Origin of the sequence: Amycolatopsis sp. GM8 (genome assembly GCF_021653975.1) — a bacterium.
Lineage (GTDB): Bacteria > Actinomycetota > Actinomycetes > Mycobacteriales > Pseudonocardiaceae > Amycolatopsis_E.
Genome location: NZ_JAJKFK010000001.1, coordinates 915,164 through 939,650 on the forward strand (window position 1 = coordinate 915,164; position 24,487 = coordinate 939,650).

The 24,487-nt window shown below is 69.2% G+C and carries 19 protein-coding genes and 1 tRNA gene; 2 read left to right on the forward strand and 18 right to left on the reverse strand.

The window, feature by feature from the left end; genetic code table 11:
* Nucleotides 1-7: 7 nt before the first annotated feature.
* The 17 genes from LOZ83_RS04395 to LOZ83_RS04475 form a co-directional block, all read right to left on the reverse strand.
* A complete protein-coding gene (locus LOZ83_RS04395; RefSeq protein WP_236788875.1) occupies nucleotides 8-883 on the reverse strand; it encodes a sortase domain-bontaining protein in 876 nt (291 codons plus the stop codon).
* Nucleotides 871-1,695, reverse strand: coding sequence for an LPXTG cell wall anchor domain-containing protein (locus LOZ83_RS04400; protein WP_236788876.1), 825 nt, complete (start codon nucleotides 1,693-1,695; stop codon nucleotides 871-873). The genes LOZ83_RS04395 and LOZ83_RS04400 overlap by 13 nt, the downstream gene beginning before the upstream one ends.
* Nucleotides 1,688-2,869: a hypothetical protein gene (locus LOZ83_RS04405; protein WP_236788877.1), complete on the reverse strand. Its 1,182-nt coding sequence runs from the start codon at nucleotides 2,867-2,869 to the stop codon at nucleotides 1,688-1,690. Before LOZ83_RS04405 ends, LOZ83_RS04400 begins: the two co-directional genes overlap by 8 nt.
* Before the next feature lie 18 nt (nucleotides 2,870-2,887).
* Nucleotides 2,888-3,523, reverse strand: a complete 636-nt coding sequence (locus LOZ83_RS04410) for a hypothetical protein (RefSeq protein WP_236788878.1) — start codon at nucleotides 3,521-3,523, stop codon at nucleotides 2,888-2,890.
* The gene (locus LOZ83_RS04415) at nucleotides 3,507-4,535 is read right to left on the reverse strand and encodes a WxL protein peptidoglycan domain-containing protein (RefSeq protein WP_236788879.1); all 1,029 of its coding nucleotides are present in this window, start codon (nucleotides 4,533-4,535) and stop codon (nucleotides 3,507-3,509) included. Before LOZ83_RS04415 ends, LOZ83_RS04410 begins: the two co-directional genes overlap by 17 nt.
* Nucleotides 4,536-4,792: 257 nt before the next feature.
* Nucleotides 4,793-6,373 carry an Ig-like domain repeat protein gene (locus LOZ83_RS04420; RefSeq protein WP_236788880.1) on the reverse strand — a complete coding sequence of 527 codons (1,581 nt, stop codon included), beginning with the start codon at nucleotides 6,371-6,373 and terminating at the stop codon, nucleotides 4,793-4,795.
* A gap of 30 nt (nucleotides 6,374-6,403) precedes the next feature.
* Complete coding sequence (locus LOZ83_RS04425) at nucleotides 6,404-7,399, reverse strand: hypothetical protein (protein ID WP_236788881.1); 996 nt, start codon at nucleotides 7,397-7,399, stop codon at nucleotides 6,404-6,406.
* A gap of 148 nt (nucleotides 7,400-7,547) precedes the next feature.
* The gene (locus tag LOZ83_RS04430) at nucleotides 7,548-9,956 is read right to left on the reverse strand and encodes a hypothetical protein (protein WP_236788882.1); all 2,409 of its coding nucleotides are present in this window, start codon (nucleotides 9,954-9,956) and stop codon (nucleotides 7,548-7,550) included.
* Nucleotides 9,953-11,542, reverse strand: a complete 1,590-nt coding sequence (pstS, locus tag LOZ83_RS04435; protein WP_236788883.1) for a phosphate ABC transporter substrate-binding protein PstS — start codon at nucleotides 11,540-11,542, stop codon at nucleotides 9,953-9,955. The genes LOZ83_RS04430 and pstS overlap by 4 nt, the downstream gene beginning before the upstream one ends.
* Nucleotides 11,539-12,696 (reverse strand): phosphate ABC transporter permease PstA, encoded by a 1,158-nt coding sequence (gene pstA / locus LOZ83_RS04440; RefSeq protein WP_236788884.1) that lies wholly within the window; start codon nucleotides 12,694-12,696, stop codon nucleotides 11,539-11,541. Before pstA ends, pstS begins: the two co-directional genes overlap by 4 nt.
* A gap of 5 nt (nucleotides 12,697-12,701) precedes the next feature.
* Nucleotides 12,702-13,715 carry a phosphate ABC transporter permease subunit PstC gene (gene pstC, locus LOZ83_RS04445; RefSeq protein ID WP_236788885.1) on the reverse strand — a complete coding sequence of 338 codons (1,014 nt, stop codon included), beginning with the start codon at nucleotides 13,713-13,715 and terminating at the stop codon, nucleotides 12,702-12,704.
* A 128-nt stretch (nucleotides 13,716-13,843) separates the two neighbouring features.
* Complete coding sequence (locus LOZ83_RS04450; protein ID WP_236788886.1) at nucleotides 13,844-14,209, reverse strand: hypothetical protein; 366 nt, start codon at nucleotides 14,207-14,209, stop codon at nucleotides 13,844-13,846.
* A 265-nt stretch (nucleotides 14,210-14,474) separates the two neighbouring features.
* Complete coding sequence (locus LOZ83_RS04455) at nucleotides 14,475-16,253, reverse strand: choline/carnitine O-acyltransferase (protein ID WP_236788887.1); 1,779 nt, start codon at nucleotides 16,251-16,253, stop codon at nucleotides 14,475-14,477.
* 36 nt (nucleotides 16,254-16,289) lie between these two features.
* Nucleotides 16,290-17,147, reverse strand: coding sequence for an arpA protein (locus LOZ83_RS04460; RefSeq protein WP_236788888.1), 858 nt, complete (start codon nucleotides 17,145-17,147; stop codon nucleotides 16,290-16,292).
* 776 nt (nucleotides 17,148-17,923) lie between these two features.
* Nucleotides 17,924-17,995, reverse strand: a tRNA-Val gene (locus LOZ83_RS04465).
* A 38-nt stretch (nucleotides 17,996-18,033) separates the two neighbouring features.
* Entirely contained in the window at nucleotides 18,034-18,498 is a 465-nt protein-coding gene (locus LOZ83_RS04470; RefSeq protein ID WP_236788889.1) for a peroxiredoxin, read from the reverse strand.
* 51 nt (nucleotides 18,499-18,549) lie between these two features.
* Nucleotides 18,550-18,978 (reverse strand): DUF3052 domain-containing protein, encoded by a 429-nt coding sequence (locus tag LOZ83_RS04475; RefSeq protein WP_236788890.1) that lies wholly within the window; start codon nucleotides 18,976-18,978, stop codon nucleotides 18,550-18,552.
* 385 nt (nucleotides 18,979-19,363) lie between these two features.
* Between LOZ83_RS04475 and aceE the strand changes: the two genes are divergently transcribed.
* Nucleotides 19,364-22,174, forward strand: coding sequence for a pyruvate dehydrogenase (acetyl-transferring), homodimeric type (gene aceE, locus LOZ83_RS04480; RefSeq protein WP_236788891.1), 2,811 nt, complete (start codon nucleotides 19,364-19,366; stop codon nucleotides 22,172-22,174).
* Complete coding sequence (locus tag LOZ83_RS04485) at nucleotides 22,171-23,382, forward strand: alpha-hydroxy acid oxidase (RefSeq protein ID WP_236788892.1); 1,212 nt, start codon at nucleotides 22,171-22,173, stop codon at nucleotides 23,380-23,382. Before aceE ends, LOZ83_RS04485 begins: the two co-directional genes overlap by 4 nt.
* A 4-nt stretch (nucleotides 23,383-23,386) precedes the next feature.
* Here LOZ83_RS04485 and LOZ83_RS04490 read toward each other — a convergent pair whose 3' ends face one another.
* Nucleotides 23,387-24,430, reverse strand: coding sequence for a restriction endonuclease (locus LOZ83_RS04490; RefSeq protein ID WP_236788893.1), 1,044 nt, complete (start codon nucleotides 24,428-24,430; stop codon nucleotides 23,387-23,389).
* Nucleotides 24,431-24,487: the final 57 nt, after the last annotated feature.

Genomic DNA, 24,487 nt, shown 5'->3' on the forward strand with positions numbered 1-24,487 from the left:
CTCCGTGTCACAACAGGTTCGGCAGCATCGAAGCGATCGCGTCCGCCACGGCGAGCCCGAGCGCGCCGAGCACCGGCACCCCGATCACCCAGCCCTGCCACAGGCCGAGCCGCTGATGGGTATAGACCACGCCGGCCGCGGCCAGCAGCAGCACGAACGCCCAGCTCACCAGCGGCACCAGCGCGCCCCGGTCGCCGGCCATCGCCTGCTCGTCGTCGGGCAGGGCGTAGGCGGGCAGCAGGCCGGAGCCCGCGACGGGGGTGCCGGTCAGCGCCGCGTCCACGCGCAGCACGTCAGTGGGCAGGTACGGCGGGCCGTCCGCGGTGACGAGGGTGAGCCTGCCTTCGTTCTTGCCCACCGCGGCGGGCTGCGGATCGCCCGCGTGCCGCACGCCGAGCACCTGGAACCGGTACTGCCCCTGGCCGGTCGTCACCGTGATCTGGTCGCCGCTGGCCAGTTCACCGATCCGCTGGAACGGGCCGCCGAACCCCGCGCGCCGCGCCATCACCACGCTCGCCCCGGGCTGCCCCGGCAGCACCGTGTCCCGGCGGTGGCCGGGACCGGACTTCAGTGCCTCCGCAGATGTGCCCTCGCCGATGACCTGCGACAGGTCGAGGCGCGGAATGCTCAGCAGCGCGACGGGAGTACCGGACTCCAGCAGGTGCCCGTCCTGGCCCAGCGGCCCGACCGGCGCGGTCGCGTTGGCCAGCTGCGTGCGGAACGCCGTGTAGGCGACGTCCTGGTCCCGGTTGTGCTGCAGGCCGCCGATGAGCACCAGCTGCACGAGCAGGCTCAGCGCGAGCACCCCGACGATCGTCAGCGCGTGTCCGGCCACCCGGACCGCGGCCGGTTTACCGGGCGGGGCAAGGGTTATTCCGGCCACTGCGACATCACGGTCTCGCGGCGCCGCCGGGTGAAGACCACCAGCAGGATCCCGGCGCCCAGCAGAACGACCCCGGCGAGCGCGAGGTAGCCGGCGGGGACACCGGTGTTGGCGAGTTTCCCGTCCGCGGCGGGCGAGACGTCACCAGCCGGTGTGTTCGGTGGCGCGCTCTGCGTATCCGTTGGCAGGGCACCGAATTCGCTGTCGGTGGTGCTGATCGTCGTCGATTCGGTGGTGCTGCTGCTCGACTCGCTGCTGCTGCTGGTTTCCGTGGTTTCGGTGCTCGACGAGGTGCCCGTCGTAGTGGTGCCGGTGGTGGGCGTGGTCGTCGTCGTGCTCCCGCCGGCCGGGTCGGTGGTCGTGTACTTGGTCGGTTCGGTGAACCACAGCGGCATGCTGAAGCTGCCCTTGACCTGCTGGCTGAACGAGTCCAGGCAGTTGGCCACCATGTCGTAGCGGCCCGGCTGGATCGTCGTCTGGTGGTCCAGCGCGATGTCCTTGAAGGACAGTCCCTGGTAGATCACGAAACCGCCGTCGTGGGCCAGGCCGACGTCCGAGGTCGTGGTCGCGATCAGGCCGCCTGCGAAGTCTCCGGGGCCGTAGATGAACATGTTGTACGCGTCGGCGTCGGCCGGGCAGCCCGCGGCGGTCGTGTAGTGCGGCGCGCTGACATCGAAGCCCGTCTTGTCGTTGTCCGAGATGGTGAGGGACCCGAGCGTGGCTTGCGGGACGGCGGCCTGTGCGACGCCGATCATCGTGCCGGCCGCGGCCACGAGGCCCAGCAGGGTCAGCGTGAGGGTGCGGTTACGCATGCTGCTCCTTCCGAAGACGGCGAGCGACCAGCAGCGCGACGATTCCCGCGCCGAGCAGCCCGACACCGGCGAGCGCGAGATACCCGGCCGGCACCCCGGTGCTGGCGAGCCCGGTGATCTTGGTGCCGACCGTCTGTGCCTGGGATCCGCCGTTCCCGCCGCTCGGACCCGGTCCCTGACCGGCAGGAATGTCGCTGGTGCTGGAGATCGTCGTGCTGGTGTCACTCGCGGACGAGGTGGTGTCGCTTGTGGACGTTTCCGAGTCGCTTGTGGACGTTCCGGTGGTGGTGGCCGACGTGGCCGTGCTGGTGGTGCCCGTCGTGGAGGTGCTCGTCGACGTGCTCGTATGGGTCGTGGTCGACGTACTCGTCGTGCTGGTCGGCTGGGTGGTGGTCGTGGTGCTCGTCGGCTGACTCGTCGACGTGCTGGTTTCCGTTGTGGTGCTGGTGGGCGACGACGTCGTTGTGCTGGTGGTGCTGGTCGGCTCGCTGGTGGTCGTGCTCGTCGGCTCCGTGGTCGTGGTCGACTCGGTCGTGGTGGTGGTGGTCGACGACGGCTCGCTCGTCGTGGTGGTCGTGCTCGTGGGCTCGCTGGTGGTGGTCGTGGTGCTGGCCGGCTCGCTCGTCGACGTGCTGGTTTCCGTTGTGCTGGTGGGAGATTCGGTGGTCGTGAGGGACGTCCCGGTCGTCGTCGTGGTCGTCGGCGGCGCGCTGGGATCGGTGCTCTGGTAGTGCGTCGCGTCGGTGAACCACAGCGGAGTCGCGAACGTCCCGATGACCTGCTGCGAGAACGCGTCCACACAGTTGGCCACCACGTCGTAGCGGCCGGGCTGCACGGTCGTCTGGTGGTCGAGCGCGATGTCGGCGAACGTCAGCCCCTGCTGGATCGGGAAGCTCGACGTGTGCGAGAGGTTCACGTCCGTGGTCGTGGTCGCGATCAGCCCGGCGGCGAACCCGCCGGGGCCGTACACGAACATGTTGTACGCGTCGGCCGTGTCCGGGCAGCCCGCCGAGGTCATGAACACCGGCGCGGTGATGTCCAGACCACTGGCCGGGGAGGCGGACAGCGAACCGAGCGTGGGCTCGGGCGTGGCGGCCTGTGCCACGGTCACCGCGGCGGTCGCGGCGACCGCGAGCAGACCGAGCCCGGCGACTGCGAGCTGGCGCTTCCTCATCTTCGTTCCTCCGTGGGGTTACCGGGCACGGTGCCTGCGCACCAACGCCGTCACGAGCACGACGGCGCCCACCGCGAGCACCAGCGCGACAATGAAAACCGTGGGTTGCGCCCAGCTGCCGCCCGACGCCGCCGGCCCGGCTGCCGCGGCGGGCGTGGCGGCCACACTCTGCGGCACCGTCTGCCCGGCGGGAGGCGGCGCGGCGGCGGCGCTGGGCGGCGGGCTCGCGGGCGCGGTCTCGAGTTCTTCGCGCGGCGCCAGGGTGTTCGGCCCCTTGGCCGCGCCGACCGCGGTGTACCGCCCGGGCGTGTCGACCCGGATGGTGGCGGTGAACTCGCTTTTCGCCTGCTGGGAGAAGGAATCGACGCAGTAGACCGACACCTGGTAGTCACCGCTGAGCGTCACGTTGTTGTCCGCTGCGAAATCGTGCAGCGTTTCCGCCGGGAACACCGTGAAGCCCTGGGTGTGCGACATGCCCGCGCTGGTCGTCGCGGTGATCACCACGCCCTGCCCGGGGAGACCTTTCCCGTGCAGCACGGCGTTGTACGCGTCCGCGTCACCGGGACAGCCCGCGTTCGTCTGCAATCGCATCGTCGCGGCGTCGGCGCTGTCGCCCGGCGACACCACGAGCGGCGGCTCAGCTGGCGCCGGCATGCTCGGTCACCTTCTGGGGATCGACGGGACCGGTGGGCGCGGTCCTGCCGCGGCGGCGGCGCCACAGCCAGAACAGCAGTGCCAGCAACAGCACGACGAGCGCGGCGAGGTAGAGCCAGGGCACCGCGCTGAACGTCACGTTCGCTTCGGCCGGCTCGCCCGGTGGGTCCGGATGTCCCGCTACCGCAACGGGATCGACGTGCACCGTGCCGGTGAGCCAGCCCGCGGGCAGCAGCCCGCCGATCTTCGTGCTCAGCTTCATCGACGAGCCGGGCAGCAGTTCCGGGATCGGCGCCAGCTCCGGACCGTCCACAGTGGATCCCCACGGGGCGGACACGTTGGCCCACTGCTTGCCGGACAGCCGGACGTTGCCGGTGTTGCGCACGACGTAGCTCAAGGTCACGTCACCGCGGCCGAGCAGGCTGCCGTGATAGTCGGCGTCGAGATCGGTGACCGTCAGCCCGGGATGCAGCTCCCCGCTGACCCGCAGGTAGATGCGCGCCCCCACGCGCTGTTCGACGGTGACCTTCTGGCCGTTGGCCTGGGTTTGGTCGGTGCTCAGCGAGGCGACGATGCCGCCGGCGTGGTCGCCGGGTGTGGCGTTCGCGGGGATGGTGAGTGCGAACGGCACGATCACGGTCGCGCGCCCCGGCACGGAGACCGCGTCCTGCCCGGGCGCGACCCAGGTGCCCAGGTCGACCGATTTCCGGTTCGAGGCAAGGAGATCGAACCCGGCCTCCGGGGTGTTGAACGCGTCGCTCGCGTAGATCCGCAGGTTCAGCGGGTGTTCGCCCACATTGGACACCGCGAGGAAGTCGGTGAGCCGGGCGCCCGGGGTCGCACTGTAGGTGAAGCTGCTGCGCTGGTCGGGCGCCTGCGCGGTGGCGGGCCGGACCCCGAAGGTCACCCGGTCCGCGGGCGGCGGCGGGGCGGGGGTCTGGGCGAGCGCGGCCGGCGCGAGCAGGACCAGCAGGAGCCCGGCGGCGAGCACACGCAGAAATGTGCGGATCATGGCTACCTTCCAGGGTCGGTTCCCCGGCGGGACGAGTCCCGCCGGGGAACCTGGTGTGGCGAATAGGTCGGGCTTCAGAAGCGGCGAAGCCGCTTGCTGTGGGCCGTCAGCTTGCGCCGACGCGGGTTCTGAGGTGGTTCCTGGCGAGGACAGCTCGAACGTGGTGAATTGGCATTCATGAGTTCGAGATCCCGGAGTCAGGGGCCGCCTCAGGTTCCGCTACCCGCACCGGCACGCAAGCCATTTGGAAACAGTCCTTAGATCGCGGTGAGAGTCAAAACCGCGGTGTAGGTGCCGGCGACGGTGGACGTCGGCACGTTCAGGGCCAGGCCGGCACCGAGGTGCGCGGTCCCGTTACCGCCGTTGGGGGTGGCGGTGGCCAAGGTGCGGGAGCCGGCAAGGCCGACTCCGTCCGGAGCGGTCACACCGGGGGCGACGGCCGCCGCCGGGTTGACCGCGGGGCCGGCGTTGACGTTCTGCGCGGCGAGCTTGTCGATCACCGACGGGGTCCAGCCGAGGTTGGCACCGTTGATCGAGTGCGACACGCCGTCGCTGAAGTCGGTCACCTGACCGGACACGTTCCAGCCGGGGTTACCGGCGCGGGTGTCGGTGACGGTGACCGGGTTGAGGTTGCCGGACGTCTGCAGCATCGAGGCGTCGGGCAGCATGGCGGGCGAAGGCAGCGTGACGTTCTGGTTCTCCACGCTGATCAGCAGCTCACCGGCGGTGACGGTGGTGGTGATGTTCTCCGTCGTCGCGACACCGGCGAAGGCCGCCACGGACAGCGGAACCGCACCGGACTCGGACGGCAGGAACACCGCCGCGTCAGTCGGCACGAACTTCGCGGTGAACGAGTGCGCGCCCACAGCGAGCGTGCTGGTGTTCAGCGAAGCCGCCCCACCGGTCAGCGGAACCGGGTTGCCCAGGTTCGCGCCGTTGTCGGTGAACTGGATGGCACCCGCGGCCGCACCCGGGGTCACGTTCGCGTTCAGCGTGACCGGCTGGTACTGGGTCGCGGTCCCGCTCGGCGTGACCGCCAGCGCGGTCGTCGTCTGCGTGGCCTGGCGGGCAGCCACGTCGTAGGCCACCGCGCTGGACGCCGAGCCGCCGATGTTCGGGGCGGCACCGGTGAACTCCGCGGTGAGCGAGTGCGAGCCGACGGTCAGCGTCGAGGTGCTGAACGTGGCCGTGCCACCGTTGACCGCCACCGGGGCGCCCAGGTTCACGCCGCCGTCCTTGAACTGCACGGTGCCGCCGGCCGACGCCGGGGTCACCGTCGCGGTCAGGGTGACCGGGTCACCGGCGGTCACCGGCGAAGCCGGGGTGACCGCCAGCGAGGTGGTCGTGCTCACCGGCTGGTTCGGGTCGGTGCTGGTGAAGTGCGTCGCGTCGGTGAAGTACACCGCCGTCGTGAAGGTGCCCTGCACCACCAGCGAGAACGAGTCGACACAGTTGATCGTGATGTCGTACTCGCCCGGCGTCACGACCGTCTGGTTGTCCTGCGCGATGTCCTTGAACGACAACCCCTGCTGCACCGGGAAACCCGAGGTGTGCGACAGGTTCACGTCCGTGGTGGTGGTGCCGATGAAGCCACCGGCCCAGGCACCCGGACCGTTGATGAACATGTTGTAGGCGTCGGCCGTGTCGGGGCAGCCCGCCGAGGTGGTGTACAGCGGCGCGTTGACGTCGAGGCCGTTGGCCACGGACACGACCGCGGTGCCGAGCGTTCCCGGCGCGGGAGCGGCCGACGCCGACACGGTGCCGAAGGCACCGCCCAGCGCGGCAGCGAGGGCGATCCCGCCCACCGCGACGCGACGCAGCATCTTCATGGATCTCATGAGTGTGTGCTTTCCTTTCGGGAAACGGGATCAGGGCGTGACGATGGAGGTGTCACCACAGTTCGGCGCGATGCCGAAGCCGTACTTGGTGACGACGTCCGTGTGCGTACAGATGGCCGAGCCGCTGCCCGGGAACACCGTGCTGTACGGCGCGGTGGCGAGCTTGCCGGTCGGCACGACGTTGTACACGTCCCGCTTGAACGACGAGTCGGTGTTCAGGTCGGTCGGGTTGATGCTGTTGAGCGTCGAGAGCATCGCCTTGCCGTGCACGTCCGGCACGACCCCGTACACCTGGGACTGGTACTGCGCGATCGAGTACGGCGCGACGTTCGCCGGGTCGGTCAGGTAGGTACCGGTGTTCTCTTCGATCGGGTTGTTGTTGACGTCCTTGTCCTTGACGCACGGGAACAAGGTCGTGTAATCAGCGGTGTTCGTCAGGCCGAGGCTCTGCATGAAGAACGCGCGGGTGCCCGAGCCGAACTGCGGCAGCAGCGGCTTGTAGGTGGTGCCGACACCAGGCGCGGTGCAGTTGTAGACGCTCTTGAGCTGAGCGGTGGTCAGCTTCTTGGAGACCGAACTGTCGGACCGCACCACGTAGGTCACCGCGTCCACGGCGAACGGGATGTAGGTCAGGTTCGCACCGGGGAACGTCGACGCGCTGTTCGCCGAGGAGCGGGCGAACTGCACGCAGTTGTTGCCCGCGGCCTGCGAGTTGACCAGCGCGGTCACGCCGGCGCCCGAACTGGCCGGGCGCGGAATGGTGCAGCCGGGGTTGGTCGTCGCGTCCTTGGTGGTGATGTTGGCGGACCCGACGGCGTCGTACGAACCGAGCACCTTGGTGCCGTTGATCGTGATGGCGTCGGCCATCCCGTTCATGATGCCCTGGGTGGTGTCGGAACCGACGCCGGCGAGGTCACGGAAGGTGGGGGTGCCCGACGGGTCGGCCTGCGCCGCACCGCCGATGGCGATCACCGCGGCCACCGCGGCCACCGCCGAAACGAGGAGTTTTCTCTTGCGTCCTGTCACTTCAAGTATCCTTTTCGCAGCAGGAGTGTCCGGGCTTGTGCCCGGATGTCTTCCGGCGCGGTTGGTGCGCCGGTCTTGCTTGTCGAAAGTCATCCGGCCGCGCCGGTGGCGGGAGCTGCCACTCCGTGCCCCGGCCTGGTCGGGTGCATCACCTCCTCATCCGCACCGACAGGCGCAGCAGGGCCGGACCGGCCCCGGCCGCGAGTCCGCCGAGTACCAGCAGCGCGGCGAGCACCCACCGCACGATGCCCACCGGTGAAGCCGGGGTGGGCCGCGCCTGGGCGACCGGCTGCTGGGCCGTGGTCTTGGTGGGCGGGGCCGCTTTGACGGGTGCCGGCCCCGCGGCGGGCGCCGATGTCGCGCCCGGCGCCGCTGTTTGCTGCTGTCCCGGCGAAGCGCCGTCCTGGCCGGCCGGGAAGGAACCGGACGGGCCGGGGAATCCGGCGCTCTCCGAGCCGCTCTCCCCGCCGTTGCCCGCCGGGCCGCCGACGGGTTTGCCGGCGAGGTCGGCGATCTGGGTCGCCGCGTCCCGGGCCTGCTGCCGCAGGTCGTCGGGCAGCGGGATGTAGCCGTCGGGCAGCTGGCCGGGCTCGATGCCCGGGGTCTGCCCGTCGCCGACCGCGTACCGGATGAACGTCGCGTAGTCCGCACCGCTCGCGGTGTCCAAAGCGGACGGTGCGGTCACCGCGTAGCTGAGGCTGGTCAACGGATACGCGCCGGCGGCCGCGGCCTGCGGGTCCGGCACCCGCACCCCGGGCACGCCGCTGTCCTTCATCGCGCCGGCCCCGGCGAGCAGGCTTTCCTGAGTGGGTGCGACGAACGCACCCGAGGAGTTGCGTAGTTTCGCCGTCGGCAGGCCGTACCGGGCCGCGGTCGCGGTGTCCACGATCGCGAGCAGGCTGCGCTGCCCCGTCGGCTCCCGGTCGCGGGCCTTGAGCTGCTTGCCCCCGTCGATCGGGTTGGCCAGCCCACTGGGCTCCTTGCCCAGGGTGTCACCACGGCTGGCGGCCCGCCCGGCGTCGTGCATGTCCGCGGCCAGCGGGTGCAGGTCCAGCGCGCAGTTCTCCAGCAGCCCGGAGCCGGCGCAGGTGAAGTCCGCCTTCGGGAAGTTCGACACGGGCAGCGCCAGGCCCTTGTACTTCGGGTTCACCGTCATACCCCACGGATCCGGCTTGCCGTCGAGGAAGGCGCGCGCGTCCGGGTCGGCGTTGATCCAGCTCCACAGCACCGCGGTCTCGTCGTAGTCCACTGTGGACACGAGGGCGTCTACAGTGGACATAAGCTTGCCGGCGTCCTCGAACTCCGGGTTGATCTTGAGAAAGTCGGGATCGCGGGTGAGGAAGTCGGAGTTGTTCTTCAGGTAGTCCTGGCGCACCGGCAGGGACAGCACGTAGGACTGGGTGAGCAGCTTCGCCAGCAGCCGCGGCGTGAGGCTCAGCGAGAAGATCTGCTCGCCGTCGCGCTGCCACACGCCGTCGGGCGCGACGCCCTCGCCGGCGGACTGGCGTTCCATCACGAACGCGACACTCAGCCCGGACAGCGCGACCGGCGCGTAGACCAGCGGCCGGGTGGCCAGGTCCGGTGGCACCGGGTCGGTCACGAACTCCAGGCCCGGCTTGTCCGACTCGACCACCTGCCGCGCCACCCCGTCGGGCAGCGAGACGTAACCGAACACCGTGCCGGTGTCCTTGCACAGCCTGGGTTGCCAGCGCAGGACGGCCTCGGAGATGAACTCGTGGCCCGACGTCAGCCGCTCGGCCGTGCCGATCGGGCAGGCCGCGCCGACCGGCTGGAAGCCCAGCTTGACCTGCATCCGCTGCGCCCAGTTCGTCTCCGACAGCGGCGAGGAGTCGAGCCCGGTGTGCAGGTAGTCCTGGCCCGCGACCTGGCCGTTGACCTCCTTCGTGCCGCGCGGCACGATCACCAGCCAGCACGGCCGGGGCGCGCCGTTGACCACGGTGCCGCAGCCGAGGCCGTAGGACTCGGTGGCGGTCTGCACCTCGAAGTCGGCCTCGCCGGTGCCGGCGAGCGAGGTCTTGGCGAGCGGGATCTCGTTCGTCGTGCCCGCGGTGAAGAAGTCGCCCGTGGCGGTGGTCGTCACGCCCGTCACCGAATGGAACGGGACGACGGCCTGGCCACCGGTCGCGGGCGGGGTCAGCGTCTCGAGCGGATCCTTCAACTGGTCGCCGTAGCTCACCTGCCGCAGCCGCACGAACGCGCCGGACGCCGGGGAGCCCTGGGCCGCGAGCCCGCCGAACTGGCACTGCTCGCGCGAGGGCCCCGCCGGGTCGTCGCCCCAGCACTGCATGATCTGCAGGAAGTTGGTGTTGAAGTTGCCCGACGGCCCGGTCGGCCCGCCGCCGGTCCAGTTCACGTGCACGGTCTGGTTGATCAGGTTCGTCGTCTGGCTGACGGTCACCTTCAGGTTCGCGAAATCGCCGGTGCCCGACACGGTCACGGCCGAGCCGGTCGCCGCCTGGGCGGGGGCGAGCGCGACCCCGATACCGGCCACCGTCAGCACGGCGGCGGCGAGCAGCCGCAGGATCCGGGTGATCACCGGTCCTCCTTCCGCAGCACGCGGGCCAGGATGGGCGGGCCGACGATGAGCCCGAGGAACAGCACCACGGCCAGCGACGCGAGCAGGGCCGTGGTCGTGTTGTCCTGCAGGCCAAGGGAAACCGGCTGGGCGAGCGCGCCGGAAGACCCACCGCGGGCGTTCACCGGCTGGCCGGTGTCGGGGTCGATCGCGACGTCACCACCGGCGTCCACCGCCGGGTTGTCCGACGGATTCGCGCTGTCGGCACCGGCTCCGTTCGCGCCATCGCTCGTGGAGCTGGCCCCCGCCGGGCCGCCCGGGCCGCCGTTGTTCGCCGCGCTGGTGTTGCTCGTCGGCGTCGGGCGCTTCGCCCCGCCGGTGCCTTCGGCGCACTGCGTCACGCCGATCTTGTCGCACGCGGACGGGAACGGCGCGCTGTTGGCGAGCGCGTTCCCGCCGTCCGGAGACAGCGTCGGGTTGTTGCACTTGTTGATGTCGGTGGGTTTCTTCGTCGATCCCGGAATGCGCGCCACCTGGTCCAGACCAGCGCGGACGAGGTTGATCGGCAGCGGCGAGTAGCCCAAACGATCGGCCTGTTGCTGTCCCTCGCAGAGGAAGTAGTACGCGAAGTCCGACAGCGTCCGTCCTTTTTCGACGGTGAACGGCGACTCGGTGCCGGTCGGCAGGATCATGTAGCTGTAGCTGGACAGCGGGTAGGTGCGCGGGTCGCCGTTGACGTACACGTCGCCGAGATCCTGGGTGAGGTCGGACCTGATGTGCGCCGCCAGCAGTGCCACCGCCACGCTGGGCGCCGTCGGCTCGATGTAGTACCCGGCCTTGTTGAGCATCTTCGCGACCGGGAAGCCCGAGTTGCGCGCGTAGGAGTACTCGACGTAGGTGATCGAGCCCTCGCTCTGCGGCTGCCGCACGTAGTTCGTCACGCCGAGCGAGCCGGACTGGCCGATCACCGGCGCGGCGGGCGGGTAGTTCGAGGTGAACCCGCACGGCGTGGCCCGGCCCGCGCGGCGGCAGAACGCGTCCCACATGCCCGGGTACTGGTTCGCCATGTACGTGGTGAACTGGGCGGTCGTGCCGGAGCCGTCGGAGCGGACCACCGGGATGATCTTGCGGGCGGGCAGGTTCAGCCCCGGGTTGTCCGCCTTGATCGCCGGATCGGCCCAGTTGGTGATGGCGCCGGTGAAGATCGCGGTGATGGTCTGCCCGGACAGCCGCAGGTTGGTCACCTGCGTGTTGCCGATCTTCAGGTTGTACATGAAGGCGGTACCGCCGGCCACGATCGGCATGTAGGCGAATCCCCGGGTGGGCTCCACGTCCTTGACCCCGCCGTCGGTGAGCCCGTACGGGATCTCCGACACCGCGAAGTCGACCTGGCCCGCCTTGAAGTCGTTGCGGCCGGCGCTGGAACCATTGGCGGCGAAGTTGATCCGCATCCCGTACTGCTCGACGTTCTTGCGCCACTGGTCGACCGCGTTGAAACTCCAGGTCGACCCCGAGCCGCTGATCGGCACATAACCCTGTGCGAACGCCGCCGGCTGCCCGGACAGCAGCAGCACGAACACGGCCGCCAGTAGGGCCCAACGCTTCACTGGTCCGTTCCCCCGTTCCGTTCGTTGATGCGCGCGATGAACCGCTCGCGGTCGGCCAGCGACGCGCGCCGGCGCCGTTCCCGCTGCCCGCGCGAGAGGTCACCGGCCGGGCGCCCGCCCAGCACCCTGGCGAGCACGAAAAGGATCAGCACGAGCAGCATCAGCACCGCGGCTGCACCGAAACCGCGTGACTTCATCGCTTCCTCCGGCGACGTGACGAGCGAGAAGGTCTCCAGTGGCAACGAAACCTGGGACCCGGAGAGTGGGTTGGTGTTGAGGTACGCGGTGAACCCGGCCGTGATCAGCACCGGCGAGGTCTCCCCGATCCCGCGCGCCGTGCCCAGCAGGATCGCCGTCGTCAGGCCCGACCGGGCGGTGGGCAGGACGACGTGCCACACCGTGCGCAGCTGGCCGGCGCCGAGCGCGAACGACGCCTCCCGCAGCGAACCGGGCACCAGACGCAGCACGACGTCCGAGGCCCTGATCACGATCGGCAGCATCATCACGCTGATCGCGCAGCCGGCGGCCAGCCCGGACCGTTCCAGGCCGAGGCCGAGGATCAGGGCGGCGTAGACGAAAAGGCCGGCGACGATCGAGGGCAGCGCGGTCATCGCGTCCACGATGGTGCGCACCAGCCGGGAGAACGCGCCGCGCGTCTCGTTGAGGAACACCGCGCAGACGAGCCCGAGCGGGACGACGATGATCAGCGCGATCGCGATCTGTTCGAGGGTGCCGACCACCGCGTGCAGGATGCCGCCCTGGGTGAGCGGATCCAGCGGTCCGGCGTTGGCCATGTCCTCGGTGAAGAAGTTGGCGTGCCGCAACGCCGCGATACCGCGCACCAGCGGGTATCCGACGATCACGATGAGCCCGACCAGCGCGACGAACGCGATGCTGTACACCAGCGCGCGGGCCAGCCGGTCCCGGACGGTCAGCGCGTTCTCCGTGAACGACGTGAGGAACCCGTAGAGGCCGAGGAACACCACCCAGGCGATGATCAGGAACCCGATCGTGCCACCGAACGGCGCGAGCCGGGTGAACACGAGCCAGGCCACCGCGACGGCGGCGGCCGCGGAGCCGATGAGCGCGACGACGTCACCGCGGTCGGCGGTGCCGGTCGTCCGGCGTCTTTCGGGCTCGTCCACAGTGGACATGTTTGTCACGCCTCGCTTTCCTGCCCGGAGCGGCTGCGCGCGATGATCGCGGAGGCGCCGAAGTTGACCACGAGGGTGAGCGCGAACAGGGCAAGCCCGGCCGCCATCAGCGCGGACAGCCCGAACGGGCTGGCCGCGCCCCACTGCTGCGCGATCATTGCGGACACCGAGTTGGCGCCGCTCTGCAGGATGTGCGGCTGGATCACGAAGACGGGCGCGATGATCATGTACACCGCGATGGTCTCGCCGAGCGCTCGGCCGAGCCCGAGCATGGTCCCGCCGATCATGCCGCCGCGCGCGAACGGCAGCACAACGGAGCGGATCATGCCCCACTTGGTGGCGCCCAGCGCGTACGCGCCTTCGCGTTCGCCGGGCGGCGCCTGGGAAAACGCCTCGCGCATCACCGAGCACGCGATGGGCATCACCATCATGCCCACGATGAGCCCGGCGAAGAACGTGGAGCTGGCGAACACCGTCTGACTGCTCAGCGGGTCGTCGGGATCGTAACCGTCCACTGTGAACAGTGGAATCCAGCCGAACCGGGTGGAGATCCAGCGCGGCACGTCGAGCAGGTTCCACTGCAGGAACACCGCGCCGAACAGGCCGTACACCACGCTGGGCACCGCGGCCATCAGGTCGACCAGACTCACCAGCGCCCGTCTGGCGCCGGGGGGCGCGTACTCGGAGATGAACAGCGCCACCCCGGCGGCCAGCGGGAACGCCACGCACAGCGCCACCAGCGCGATCAGCACCGTGCCGGCCAGCACGGCCGCGATGCCGAAGTTCCCGGAGTCCGGTTGCCAGGCCTGCGTCGTGAGAAAGGACCAGCCGGCCATGCCGAGTGCGTCGCTTCCGTTGCGCACCAGGAAAAGCCCCACCGTCGCCATGATCGCCAGCACGAGCACGCCGACGATGCGCAGCATGGCGCGGAAGACGCGGTCCGCCCCGCCGGGCGGCGCGACCCGGCGGCGCGCCTCCTCGGCCCGGGACGAGCTCATCGCGGTCCGCAGGCTTGTCATCGGCGCGCACTCCTCCCCAAAGTGGCAGTGAAATCTGGCAGAGACAGCCAATCCGGCGAAACTGGACGACCGGACGACGGATCATGAACGAGGGACGAACTGGCCCGCTCGTGAACCCTTCTCATCTTTCAGGTATCGGCACGGTCGAAAGAAACCAATTGAAGACCGGTGACATCGTGCACTTGTTTGGCCAGGGTGAGAAAGCCGCCACCAGCGGCGTGTGCCCGAATGCGGCGCTGGTACTGCCGGCTCGACACGGCCAGTGCGACCGCGCCTGCCCTGAGTTGCCAGTGCCACATTCCCTGTCCATTGCGGACGGTCACCACGTTGGCGCCGTCCAGGCCTTTGATGAGCTCTGTCAGGGAATTCAAGCAGGCATAGGCGTCGGGAAAATCGTGAACGGAACGCGCGATACTACGGTTGTTCGCCGAAAGAAAACGCCAGTCGACCCGATCGGTTGTGGCCTGGAACATCTGAAAGCGAGCGGCTGCCATCACAACTCTTTCCCCTGAAACTGCCCCCCACTTGCCGCGTAAGATTCCGGCCGCCTGATGGACGGCGTGCAAACTCCGGACGACGTGATCGTGGTTCGTCGCTTCACAAGGGATGAAGGCGCGATTCCGGCCAGAACGCTCGAACCGGGCCGAGCGTTACAAATCTTCGCCAGATGTCACCGGCGTCACGGCCACCCCGCGCGTTCGGCGGAACCCGTTGGGCCACTCGGCTTTCCGCAGTTCGCGCGGCGGTGTGCGCGCCCGGTCACCCAGCGAGCAGGTCCTGCAACTCTCCGACAGCGCGGGTGAGCTCGTCGCCGAAGCGGTACATCTCGCCGGCGACGTGGCGGGGTGTGCTCAGGTAGATGTTCCACCGGTCCGGCAGCAGCACGTACGCGATGCCGACGCACTGCGGGCTGGTCGAGCCGAACCCGAAGTACTGGATGTTCTGCGAGGGCGCGGAACTGGTGCTCAGATAGTCGTCTCGCATGACGAGCCACCCCGGCGACGAATACAGCGCCGGGCTTTCTTCGACACCGCGCCGTTTCTGGATCAGCTGCAACTCCCACAAATGCTGCTCCGGCGCGTCGCCCGCTTGACACTCCTTCGCGCGCGCCACGTGTTTCGCCGCCGCGGCACGGAAAGCCGTCCGGCGCGTTTCGACGGACGCGTCCGGGTCGTCCATCACCGCGACGAACGCCAGCACCTCGGGGGTGACGACGCGCATCGCCTCGGTCCGGCCGTTGCGGTACTGCCGGGTCGCGATGGACTCGTACGTCGCGCCGGTCAGGCCCTTGGCCCGCTTGTGCGCGAGCTGGTATGCCATCTGTGCGAAGGCGTCCGGTGACATTCCGAGTTGCTTCGCGCGGTCGGCCCCGAACTCGAACGACACCGTCTTCGTCGCCGTCGCGTTCGCGTAGGCGGCGAAGGACTCCCCGGCCGCGCGAGCGTCCTCACGCAACACATCGTTCAACACGAACTCGACGGGTTCGAACGCAGGCACACCCTCGGGCGCTTCGCGGCGCGTCCGTTCCTGGCTCAGCAGCGCGTCGGTGAAACCGAGGATCGTCGTCCCGTCGAGTTCGCAGTGCTCGACGTTGATCCCCGCCGTGCCGTCGGCGAACACCAGGAAGGAAACGGCCTTGTCGAACCACCGGTTCCCACTGTCGCCGTGCAGCAGGTTGTCGCACGCTTCCTGGGTGTCCGCCGGTGTGAAGTCTTCCAGGCACAGGCAGAACAGCGCCGTTTCGATGGTGTCGAGCGCTTCGGCGTTGCCCGCGGCCAGCAGTGCTTCGCGGCTCGACGCCCACTCCGCCCGCGCCTTGGTCGTGAAATGCCCGACCGCGGCTGCCGCGTCGTCGACGACCTTCCCGGTCTTCATGATCGACCGCAGCCCCGCCCCGAGCTGCTCCGGGTCGTACGGCCTGCCGTCCGGCGCCAGCACGTCCAGCCGGAACGGCGTGTCCCGGAAGAACACGACGATATGCCGCGCGTCCGGCGGGCTCGGCCGGTCCGTGCTGTACGGCGTGCGCGCGGAGTCCAGTACCTGTCCCGGAATCCGCGTCGAGGAGAACAGGTACTTGTGCTGCACCATCGACTGCGGCCGGCCGCGCAGGATCACCGGCGGCACCAGTTCGTCGTCCAGCTTCAGCTTGTAGTCCACCGCGGACGCGACCAGCTCGGCCGCGCGCTCGACCTGCCCGAGCGGGGATTTCCGGAAGAGGAAGAAGAAGTTGGCGTTGAGCGCGATCCGGTCGCGGCGGCCGAGGTAGCGGTACGGCCAGAACGTGTCCAGCCAGCTGTGCACGCCCTCGGACTTGTCGTACGCCTCCAGGGTCGCCTGGAGTTCGTGCGCGGGGCTGTCCGGTGCCAGGAAGTCCGCGACGGCGGCTTCGGTCCGCGCGAGCTCGTCCGGGGTCAGCAGCGGCGTACACCACTCGATGAACCGGCGGCAGGTGTCCTCGAGTGCGGGCAGCGGGACCCGGGGCAGGCTGTCCTCGTTGCCGAACGTACGGGTGGACCACTCCGGACTGCTCACGATCATCCTTTTCGTCGAAGGGTGTTCCGCGCGGACGTCAACCTAGTCCAGGAGTTCGTCGCCGCGGACGGCCTGGGCGAGATGTTCGGGCAAGACCCGGCCGAACAGCTGTCGGGTCCGCTCGGGGCTGCCGATGACCCCGGGGCGTTCGCTGTAGGCGAAGATCGCCGTGTGGCGGGCGGTCGTGCCCTCCACCGTGGTGACCCGGTGCAGCGAATACCGGCCGCGGAACAGCTGGAGATCGCCGGGACGCAGGTCCAGCCGGCGCACGAGTTCGGTCTCGCCGGCCAGCACCGACCGGACGTCGTCGAAGTTTTCGCTGGTGGTGGACCGGATGTTCGGGCAATAGTCGAACCGCCCGCCGCCGTCAGCCTCCTGGGTGAGGAGGCTGACCGTGAACTCGTTCAGGTCGAAGTGCCAGGGGTGCGCGCGGCCGGGCGCGATCACGTTGAGGGTGAGCCCGGACAGCGGGTCGGCGAGCGGATGCAGTGCGGGCAGGCCGAAGCAGTCGGCGACGAACCGCTGGAACACCGGCGCGGTGTAGAGCCGCTGGATGATCGTGGTGGCCGGGATGTGGTCGCGGGCAACGAAAGCGTTGCCGCGTTCCATGATCGTGCGGCCCGGATGATCCGGCGGCAGCGGCGTGTCGAGCGCGATGTTGTAGGCGTTGACCCGTTCCACGGTCGCGTACGCGTGTGGCGCGAGGGCGGCGCACTCGGCGCGCAGGACGTCTTGCCACTCGGGCCGGATGAAGTCCCGCAGCACGCTGCAGCCGGCTTCCCGCAGCTCGGCTCGGGTGCGCTCGACGATCTCCCGCCAGGCGGCGCCGCCGGGTTCGGTGAGCGGGTATCTCCCGGTGTCGGCGGCGTCGAGTGCGGTCGAGCCTTCAGCGGTGCTCATCGAAGGAAACGTGTAGCACAGGATCCACCGGATGAACCCGCAGTGTGTGACCGGCCACAGCCAGTGCTCGCCGCGCCGGGATCGGCCGTGGGACACTCGCCGGGTGCGTCGCATCCTGGGGATTGTCTTGTGCTCGCTGGCATTGCTGACCGCATGCGGTCGTCCACCCGCGGAACCGGCCGTCGCGCCGCCGCCGTCCGCGTCCACATCCGCCTCGCCCGTTTTCCCGCGAGACGAGGCGGCGACCCACGGCGGTGACGGCGCACCGCACGAGGCCGAAAACCGCGGCCCGCTGCAACGGAGCGATCCGCCACCCGAGTACAGCGGAACCGCCACCGACGCGGCCCACCGGATCGAGGCGGCACTGCAACCGTTGCGCGACCGGAACGACTTCCTCCCCGCCGCTGTCAGGCCCGCCATCATCGCCGCCGGATTCGGGACCGACAAGGTCAGCACCGTCGGCATGACACCGGCCGGGGTCCCCTACGACGCACCCCCGATCGGCACCTCTTTCGGCGTCTCGGTCGCCCCCCGCACCTGCGTCGTCGGCGCAATAGCCGCGGACCGCCTCACCGTCACCGTCGCCGGCACTTCCCCCGAATACGGCTGCCTAGAACCCAAACCCACTAACCGGGAGAGAGGCCAGCTGATGCTGGTCCCCACCGAACGTGCCCAGCGCCCGCCCACGCAAGAAGCTCGCACCGCGGGGGTGTGGGGGGTCGCCCCCCACAACGAGATGAGACACCGGGAAGGCGGCCAAAGGCCACCGAACACGGTGGGCGCAGCAGGGATCGAACCTGCGACCACCTCCTTGTAAGGGAGGTGCTCTACCGCTGAGCTATGCGCCCGGACCCCGGCGGCTGGGCTTGCCGCCGGGGCGAGGTGATCAGGCGGGCAGGGCCGCCATGGCCTTCTTCCACGCTTCTTGGTCGCGTGCCTCACCGGGCTGGTTGACCTCGGTGAACCGGACGATGCCGTCCTTGTCGACGAGGAACGTGCCGCGCAGGGCCATACCCGCGCCCTCGTTGAACACGCCGTAGGCCTTGGCGACGTCGCCGTGCGGCCAGAAGTCGGACAGCAGCGGGAACTGGTAGCCCTGCTGCTCGGCCCAGGCCTTGAGCGAGAACGGCGTGTCCACCGACACCCCGAGCACCTGCACGCCCTTGCCGTCGTAGTCGGCGAACTCGTCGCGCAGCTGGCACAGCTCGCCGGTGCACACACCGCTGAACGCGAACGGATAGAACACCAGCAGAACCGGCTTGTCGCCCTGGAAGGACGACAGCGTCACCTGCTGCTTGTTGGAGTCACTGAGTGTGAAGTCCGGAGCCTTGGAACCGACCTCGACCGCCATTCGGCGCACCTCTCCCGTCTCACCTGAGTCTGCGTGCCCCAACCCTACCGGTCAGCGCTTCGACTTCGACTTCGGTGAGACGAGTTTCGTACCGGCCCAGTTGGCTCCGACGCTGATGTTGGAGGTCTGCGCGAGCCCGACGGTGGGCACCGCCTCCGCGATCTCGCTCGGCTCGACGTGCCCGGGCTGCCCGGTCTTGGGGGTCAGCACCCAGATCACGCCGCTCTCGTCGAGCGGTGTCCGGGCGTCCATGATCGCGTCGACCAGGTCACCGTCGTCCTGGCGCCACCACAGCAGCACCACGTCGATGACATCGTCGGCGTCCTCCTCCAGGAGCTCGCCACCGATATGTTCTTCGACCGCCGCACGAAGGTCGTCGTCGACGTCCTCGTCCCAGCCGATCTCCTGAACCACCATGTCCGGCTTGATGCCAAGCCTCTCGGCGACGCTGTTGTAATCAGCGTCTCCAGCGGCGACCACTGCTGTCACTCCTCCAACTGAGACGGGCGACCGGACGATCCGGTCGCTCGGATACACGGATGGGGCTAGCGAACACGTCCGCGGCCCGCGGCGCAACCGTCCACACCGGATCTCTCCCAACTCGTTTCCCACGGTAGGAGCCCTTGAGCTCGGCGAACGGCCCTTCCCGACCGCTATTTCACCCCGCCGGATCACCGTGACCTAGGGTGGAGAGGTCTCGCGCGCGTGCGCGCGTGTGAATTATGCGAATCCGACCGCGGGACAGGCAAACGTTACCGCCCAGTAGCGATGACGGGGGCCGGGAAAAAGACGACGATGGCGGCAGGACACGGCCGGGAAAAGGGCCGTGTCACAGCCGCGAAGTGACGACTGGCGAGGAGATCCCTTGGCCCCCCGAAACGACCAGGCCGCACGCGACGACGCCGGCGACCGGCAGGCGCCGGCGCGGGTACGGGTCATCCGCGACGGATTGGCCGCGCACCTGCCCGACATCGACCCGGAGGAGACGGCCGAATGGCTGGACTCCTTCGACGAGGCCCTCGCCCGTGGCGGGCAGCAGCGGGCCCGGTACCTGATGCTGCGGATCCTGGAACGTGCTCGTGAGCGCAATGTCGGCGTGCCGCCGCTCACCGCGACCGACTACGTCAACACCATCCCCACCGAGAACGAGCCGTGGTTCCCCGGCGACGAGGAGATCGAGCGCCGCTACCGCGCCTACATCCGGTGGAACGCCGCGATCATGGTGCACCGGGCCCAGCGGCCCGGTGTGGGTGTCGGTGGCCACATCTCCACCTACGCCTCGTCGGCCGCGCTGTACGAGGTCGGCTTCAACCACTTCTTCCGCGGCAAGGACCACTCCGGCGGCGGTGACCAGGTCTTCTTCCAGGGCCACGCCTCCCCCGGCATGTACGCCCGCGCGTACCTCGAGGGCAGGCTCACCGAGCAGCAGCTCGACGGGTTCCGCCAGGAGTACTCGCACGCCGGTGAGGGCGGCGGCCTGCCGTCGTACCCGCACCCGCGGCTGATGCCGCAGTTCTGGGAGTACCCGACGGTGTCGATGGGCCTCGGCCCGATGAACGCGATCTACCAGGCGCGGCTCAACCGCTACCTGCGTGATCGCGGCATCCGGGACACCGACGACCAGCACGTGTGGGCGTTCCTCGGCGACGGCGAGATGGACGAGCCGGAGTCGCGCGGGCTCATCCACGTGGCGGCCGGCGAGGGCCTGGACAACCTGACCTTCGTCATCAACTGCAACCTGCAGCGGCTCGACGGCCCGGTACGCGGGAACGGCAAGATCATCCAGGAGCTGGAGGCGTACTTCCGCGGCGCGGGCTGGAACGTCATCAAGGTGATCTGGGGCCGCGAGTGGGACGCCCTGCTGTCCGCCGACCGCGACGGCGCGCTGGTCAACGTCATGAACACCACGCCAGACGGCGACTACCAGACGTACAAGGCCAACGACGGCGCGTACGTCCGCGAGCACTTCTTCGGCCGTGACCCGCGGACGAAGGAACTGGTCAAGGACCTGTCCGACGCCGAGATCTGGAACCTCAAGCGCGGCGGTCACGACTACCGCAAGGTGTACGCGGCGTACAAGTCGGCGATGGAGCACCACGGCCAGCCGACGGTGATCCTGGCGCACACCATCAAGGGCTACGGCCTCGGCCCGTCCTTCGAAGGCCGCAACGCCACGCACCAGATGAAGAAGCTCACCCTCGACGACCTGAAGCTGTTCCGGGACGCGCAGCGCATCCCGATCAGCGACGCGCAGCTGGAAGAGAACCCGAAGCTGCCGCCGTACTACCACCCCGGCCTGAACTCGCCGGAGATCGAGTACATGATCGGCCGCCGCCGCTCGCTCGGCGGGTTCCTGCCGGAGCGGCGGCCGGGCCGGGCCAAGGCGCTCGTGCTGCCGGGCGACAAGGTGTACGAGGCCGTCCGCAAGGGTTCGGGCAAGCAGGAGGTCGCCACCACGATGGCGTTCGTCCGGCTGGTCCGGGAACTGGCCAAGGACAAGGAGATCGGCTCGCGGATCGTGCCGATCATCCCGGACGAGGCGCGCACCTTCGGGCTCGACTCGATGTTCCCGACGGCCAAGATCTACAACCCGCACGGCCAGACGTACACCTCGGTGGATGCCAACCTCATGTTGGCGTACAAGGAATCCGAGCACGGCCAGCTGCTGCACGAGGGCATCAACGAGGCCGGCTCGACGTCCTCGTTCACGGCGGTCGGCACGTCGTACGCGACGCACGGCGAGCCGATGATCCCGATGTACATCTTCTATTCGATGTTCGGGTTCCAGCGCACCGGTGACGGCCTGTACGCGGCGGCGGACCAGATGGCGCGCGGGTTCGTGCTCGGCGCCACCGCGGGCCGCACGACGCTGACCGGTGAGGGCCTGCAGCACGCGGACGGGCACTCGCTGCTGCTGGCCGCGACGAACCCGGCGGTGGTCGCCTACGACCCGGCGTGGTCGTTCGAGATCGCGCACATCGTCAAGGCCGGCCTGCAGCGGATGTACGGCGAGACCGGCCCGGACGGCAACGGCGAGAACGTCTTCTACTACCTGACGATCTACAACGAGCCGTACCAGCAGCCGGCCGAGCCGGAGAACCTCGACGTGGACGGGTTGCTGCGCGGCCTGTACCGCTACGCCGAGGCGCCCGCGGGCAGCGGCCCGGAGGCGCAGATCCTGGTGTCGGGCGTGACCATGCCGGACGCGCTCAAGGCCCAGAAGTTGCTCGCCGACGAGTGGGGCGTGCGGGCCGCGGTGTGGTCGGCCACGTCGTGGTCGGAGCTGCGCCGGGAGGCCGTCGAGGTCGACCGGGAGAACCTGCTGCACCCGGGCGACGAGCCGCGCGTGCCGTACGTGACGCGGGCCCTGACCGGCCGGGGTGGCCCGGTCGTGGCGGTGTCGGACTGGATGCGCGCGGTGCCGGACCTGGTCCGCCCGTGGGTGCCGAACGACATGATCACGCTGGGCACCGACGGGTTCGGTTTCTCCGACACCCGGCCCGCGGCGCGGCGCCACTTCCTGGTGGACGCCGAGTCGATCGTGGTCGCGACGCTGACCGGGCTGGCCCGCCGCGGCGAGGTCGACCAGGCCAAGGTCGTCGAGGCGGCGAAGCGCTACCGGATCGACGACGTGTCGGCCGCGGGGCCGCAGCTGTCGGACTCGGGCAGCGCGTGACGAAGAGGCAGGTGCCGCAGGTCTCGCAACTCCGCGAGATCCTGCGGCCCAAGCCGTTCGTGCTGGACCCGGTCGAGCGCCGGCTCGGTAACGCACACACGATCGCCGACCTGCGCGCGATCGCCCGTCGCCGCACCCCGCGCGCCGTGTTCGACTACGCCGATGGCGCCGCCGAGCTCGAGGACAGCCTGCGCCGGGCGCGCGAGGCGTTCCGCCGGGTGGAGTTCCATCCGAACGTGCTGCGTGGTGTCGCCGACGTCGATACGAGTGTGACGGTGCTCGGGAAGCGTTCGGCGCTGCCGTTCGCGTTCGCGCCCACCGGGTTCACGCGGATGATGCACCACGAAGGCGAGCGCGCGGTTGCCCATGTGGCGCAACGGGAAGACATCCCGGTGTCGCTCTCGACGATGGGCACGACGTCGATCGAGGACGTCGCCGCGACCGCCCCGCAGGCCCGGAAATGGTTCCAGCTCTACGTTTGGCGTGACCACGGCGCGGGCCAGGACCTGATGCGGCGAGCACACGAGTCGGGCTACGACACGTTGCTGCTCACCGTCGACACCCCTGTCGGCGGGGCGCGGATGCGCGACGTGCGCAACGGCCTGACCATCCCGCCGACCCTGACCTTGCGCACTTTCCTCGACGGCGCAACGCATCCGGCGTGGTGGTTCAACCTGCTGACGACCGAACCGCTGCGTTTCGCCTCGCTCGACGCGTGGGGCGGAACCGTCCAGGAGCTGATCAACAAGCTGTTCGACCCGGCGCTCGATTTCGGTGATCTGGCCTGGGTCCGCGAAAGCTGGCCGGGAAAGCTTGTGGTGAAAGGGATCCAGAACCCGGACGACGCCAAGGACGTGGTGAAGTACGGCGCGGACGCGGTGGTGCTGTCGAACCACGGCGGCCGCCAGCTCGACCGGGCGCCCACCCCGCTGGAGTTGGTACGCCCCACACTCGACGCAGTCGGCGGCGACGCGGAAGTCTGGCTGGACACGGGCATCCTGTCGGGCGGTGACATCGTCGCCGCCATCGCCCAGGGCGTGACAACGTGTCTGGTCGGCCGGGCCTACCTGTACGGCCTCATGGCCGGCGGCGAGCGCGGTGTCCAGCGCTGCGCGGACATCCTGCGAACGGAAATCGTGCGGACGATGCAGCTGCTGGGCGTGCGGACCGTCGATGCCCTGCAACCGAGCCACGCCACACTACGCTGAACGGCTATCCGTCGGTAGGGCCCAGCAACGCGTCCAGGCTGAGATATTCCAGGAGCAGGTGCTTCAGATGGCTTCCTTCGATCAGCTGGATGCGGCCGTGACGGGCGGCGAAGTCGTGGGACGCCTTACCGAATCGTGAGGTCGTCACGAGTACCCCGCGGCTGGCACGTTTGTCGTCCATCACCGCGGCGAGGGCACGCACCGCATCCGGTTCGACCGTGTTCTTGTAGCGTTTGGCCTGGATCACACAAACGCCGCCCATGATCGGGTCCTCGTTCACGGCGACAGCGTCCAGGCCGTCGTCCCGGGATGCCTGGGTCACCCAGGATTTCATCCCCATGGCCTCGAAGAGCTGCTTCACCAGCACCTCGAACTCGAACGGCTTCGAAAGATCGGGGTCGAAGATCGGCCGGACGGCTTCGAGATCCCAAGGATGGGGCGACACGAGTGCGTTGAAGGGTCGTTCAGGGCGACCCGTCGCCCTGTTTCGCGTGGAGACGTGTGCGTTCACCGCCACTTCGTCGACGAGTTCGGCAGGGCGTACCTCGAACACGTCCCGCATTGTGCGCAGCACGAGCTGAGCCACCAAATCCGCGTAACGCTGCCTCACCTCCTTGACCGGCCGCGGTTTGGCGGTGATCTCGTCTCTCGTCTTGACGTAGGTGTACTCCCGGGTTTCGGGAATGATCTCGATCGGTGGTAGTTCCCGCACTACCAGCAATTTTCGCGCGTCCGGCTGATAAGCGAGTTCGATGTCCACAGCGATGTCGTCCGGCAGCGGGCTCGCCTCGACCAACAGCTCGTAGTAGTCCTCGACGGCCTCGGGCGTACGGGCTTTCACCCGCCGCTCGAGGTCGTCGACTTGCGCGTTGTATCGGTCCACTTCCTGGCGGCGTGACTCCTGCGCCTGCGCATGGCGGAATTCCGCTCCCGCCAACGCCGCCGAACGATCTCTCTCGTGGGCCTGAAAACGTCCTACGTCCTGTTCGAACCGGGAGCGCGCCTCCTGAACAGCTCGCTCGTGGCCGCCCTTGAACAACCGTGCCATTCCGGTCGGCGGCGGCGGTTCGTATCGTTCCCACTGTGGCGGATGGGCCGCCGTGGC

Excerpts from the sequence above, each read along its gene's own strand:
- LOZ83_RS04400 (WP_236788876.1), bottom strand. The coding sequence starts at position 1,695 with ATGCGTAACCGCACCCTCACGCTGACCCTGCTGGGCCTCGTGGCCGCG.
- LOZ83_RS04405 (WP_236788877.1), bottom strand. The coding sequence starts at position 2,869 with ATGAGGAAGCGCCAGCTCGCAGTCGCCGGGCTCGGTCTGCTCGCGGTC.
- LOZ83_RS04410 (WP_236788878.1), bottom strand. The coding sequence starts at position 3,523 with ATGCCGGCGCCAGCTGAGCCGCCGCTCGTGGTGTCGCCGGGCGACAGC.
- LOZ83_RS04415 (WP_236788879.1), bottom strand. The coding sequence starts at position 4,535 with ATGATCCGCACATTTCTGCGTGTGCTCGCCGCCGGGCTCCTGCTGGTC.
- LOZ83_RS04420 (WP_236788880.1), bottom strand. The coding sequence starts at position 6,373 with ATGAGATCCATGAAGATGCTGCGTCGCGTCGCGGTGGGCGGGATCGCC.
- pstA (WP_236788884.1), bottom strand. The coding sequence starts at position 12,696 with ATGTCCACTGTGGACGAGCCCGAAAGACGCCGGACGACCGGCACCGCC.
- pstC (WP_236788885.1), bottom strand. The coding sequence starts at position 13,715 with ATGACAAGCCTGCGGACCGCGATGAGCTCGTCCCGGGCCGAGGAGGCG.
- LOZ83_RS04450 (WP_236788886.1), bottom strand. The coding sequence starts at position 14,209 with ATGGCAGCCGCTCGCTTTCAGATGTTCCAGGCCACAACCGATCGGGTC.
- LOZ83_RS04455 (WP_236788887.1), bottom strand. The coding sequence starts at position 16,253 with ATGATCGTGAGCAGTCCGGAGTGGTCCACCCGTACGTTCGGCAACGAG.
- LOZ83_RS04460 (WP_236788888.1), bottom strand. The coding sequence starts at position 17,147 with ATGAGCACCGCTGAAGGCTCGACCGCACTCGACGCCGCCGACACCGGG.
- LOZ83_RS04470 (WP_236788889.1), bottom strand. The coding sequence starts at position 18,498 with ATGGCGGTCGAGGTCGGTTCCAAGGCTCCGGACTTCACACTCAGTGAC.
- LOZ83_RS04490 (WP_236788893.1), bottom strand. The coding sequence starts at position 24,430 with ATGGCACGGTTGTTCAAGGGCGGCCACGAGCGAGCTGTTCAGGAGGCG.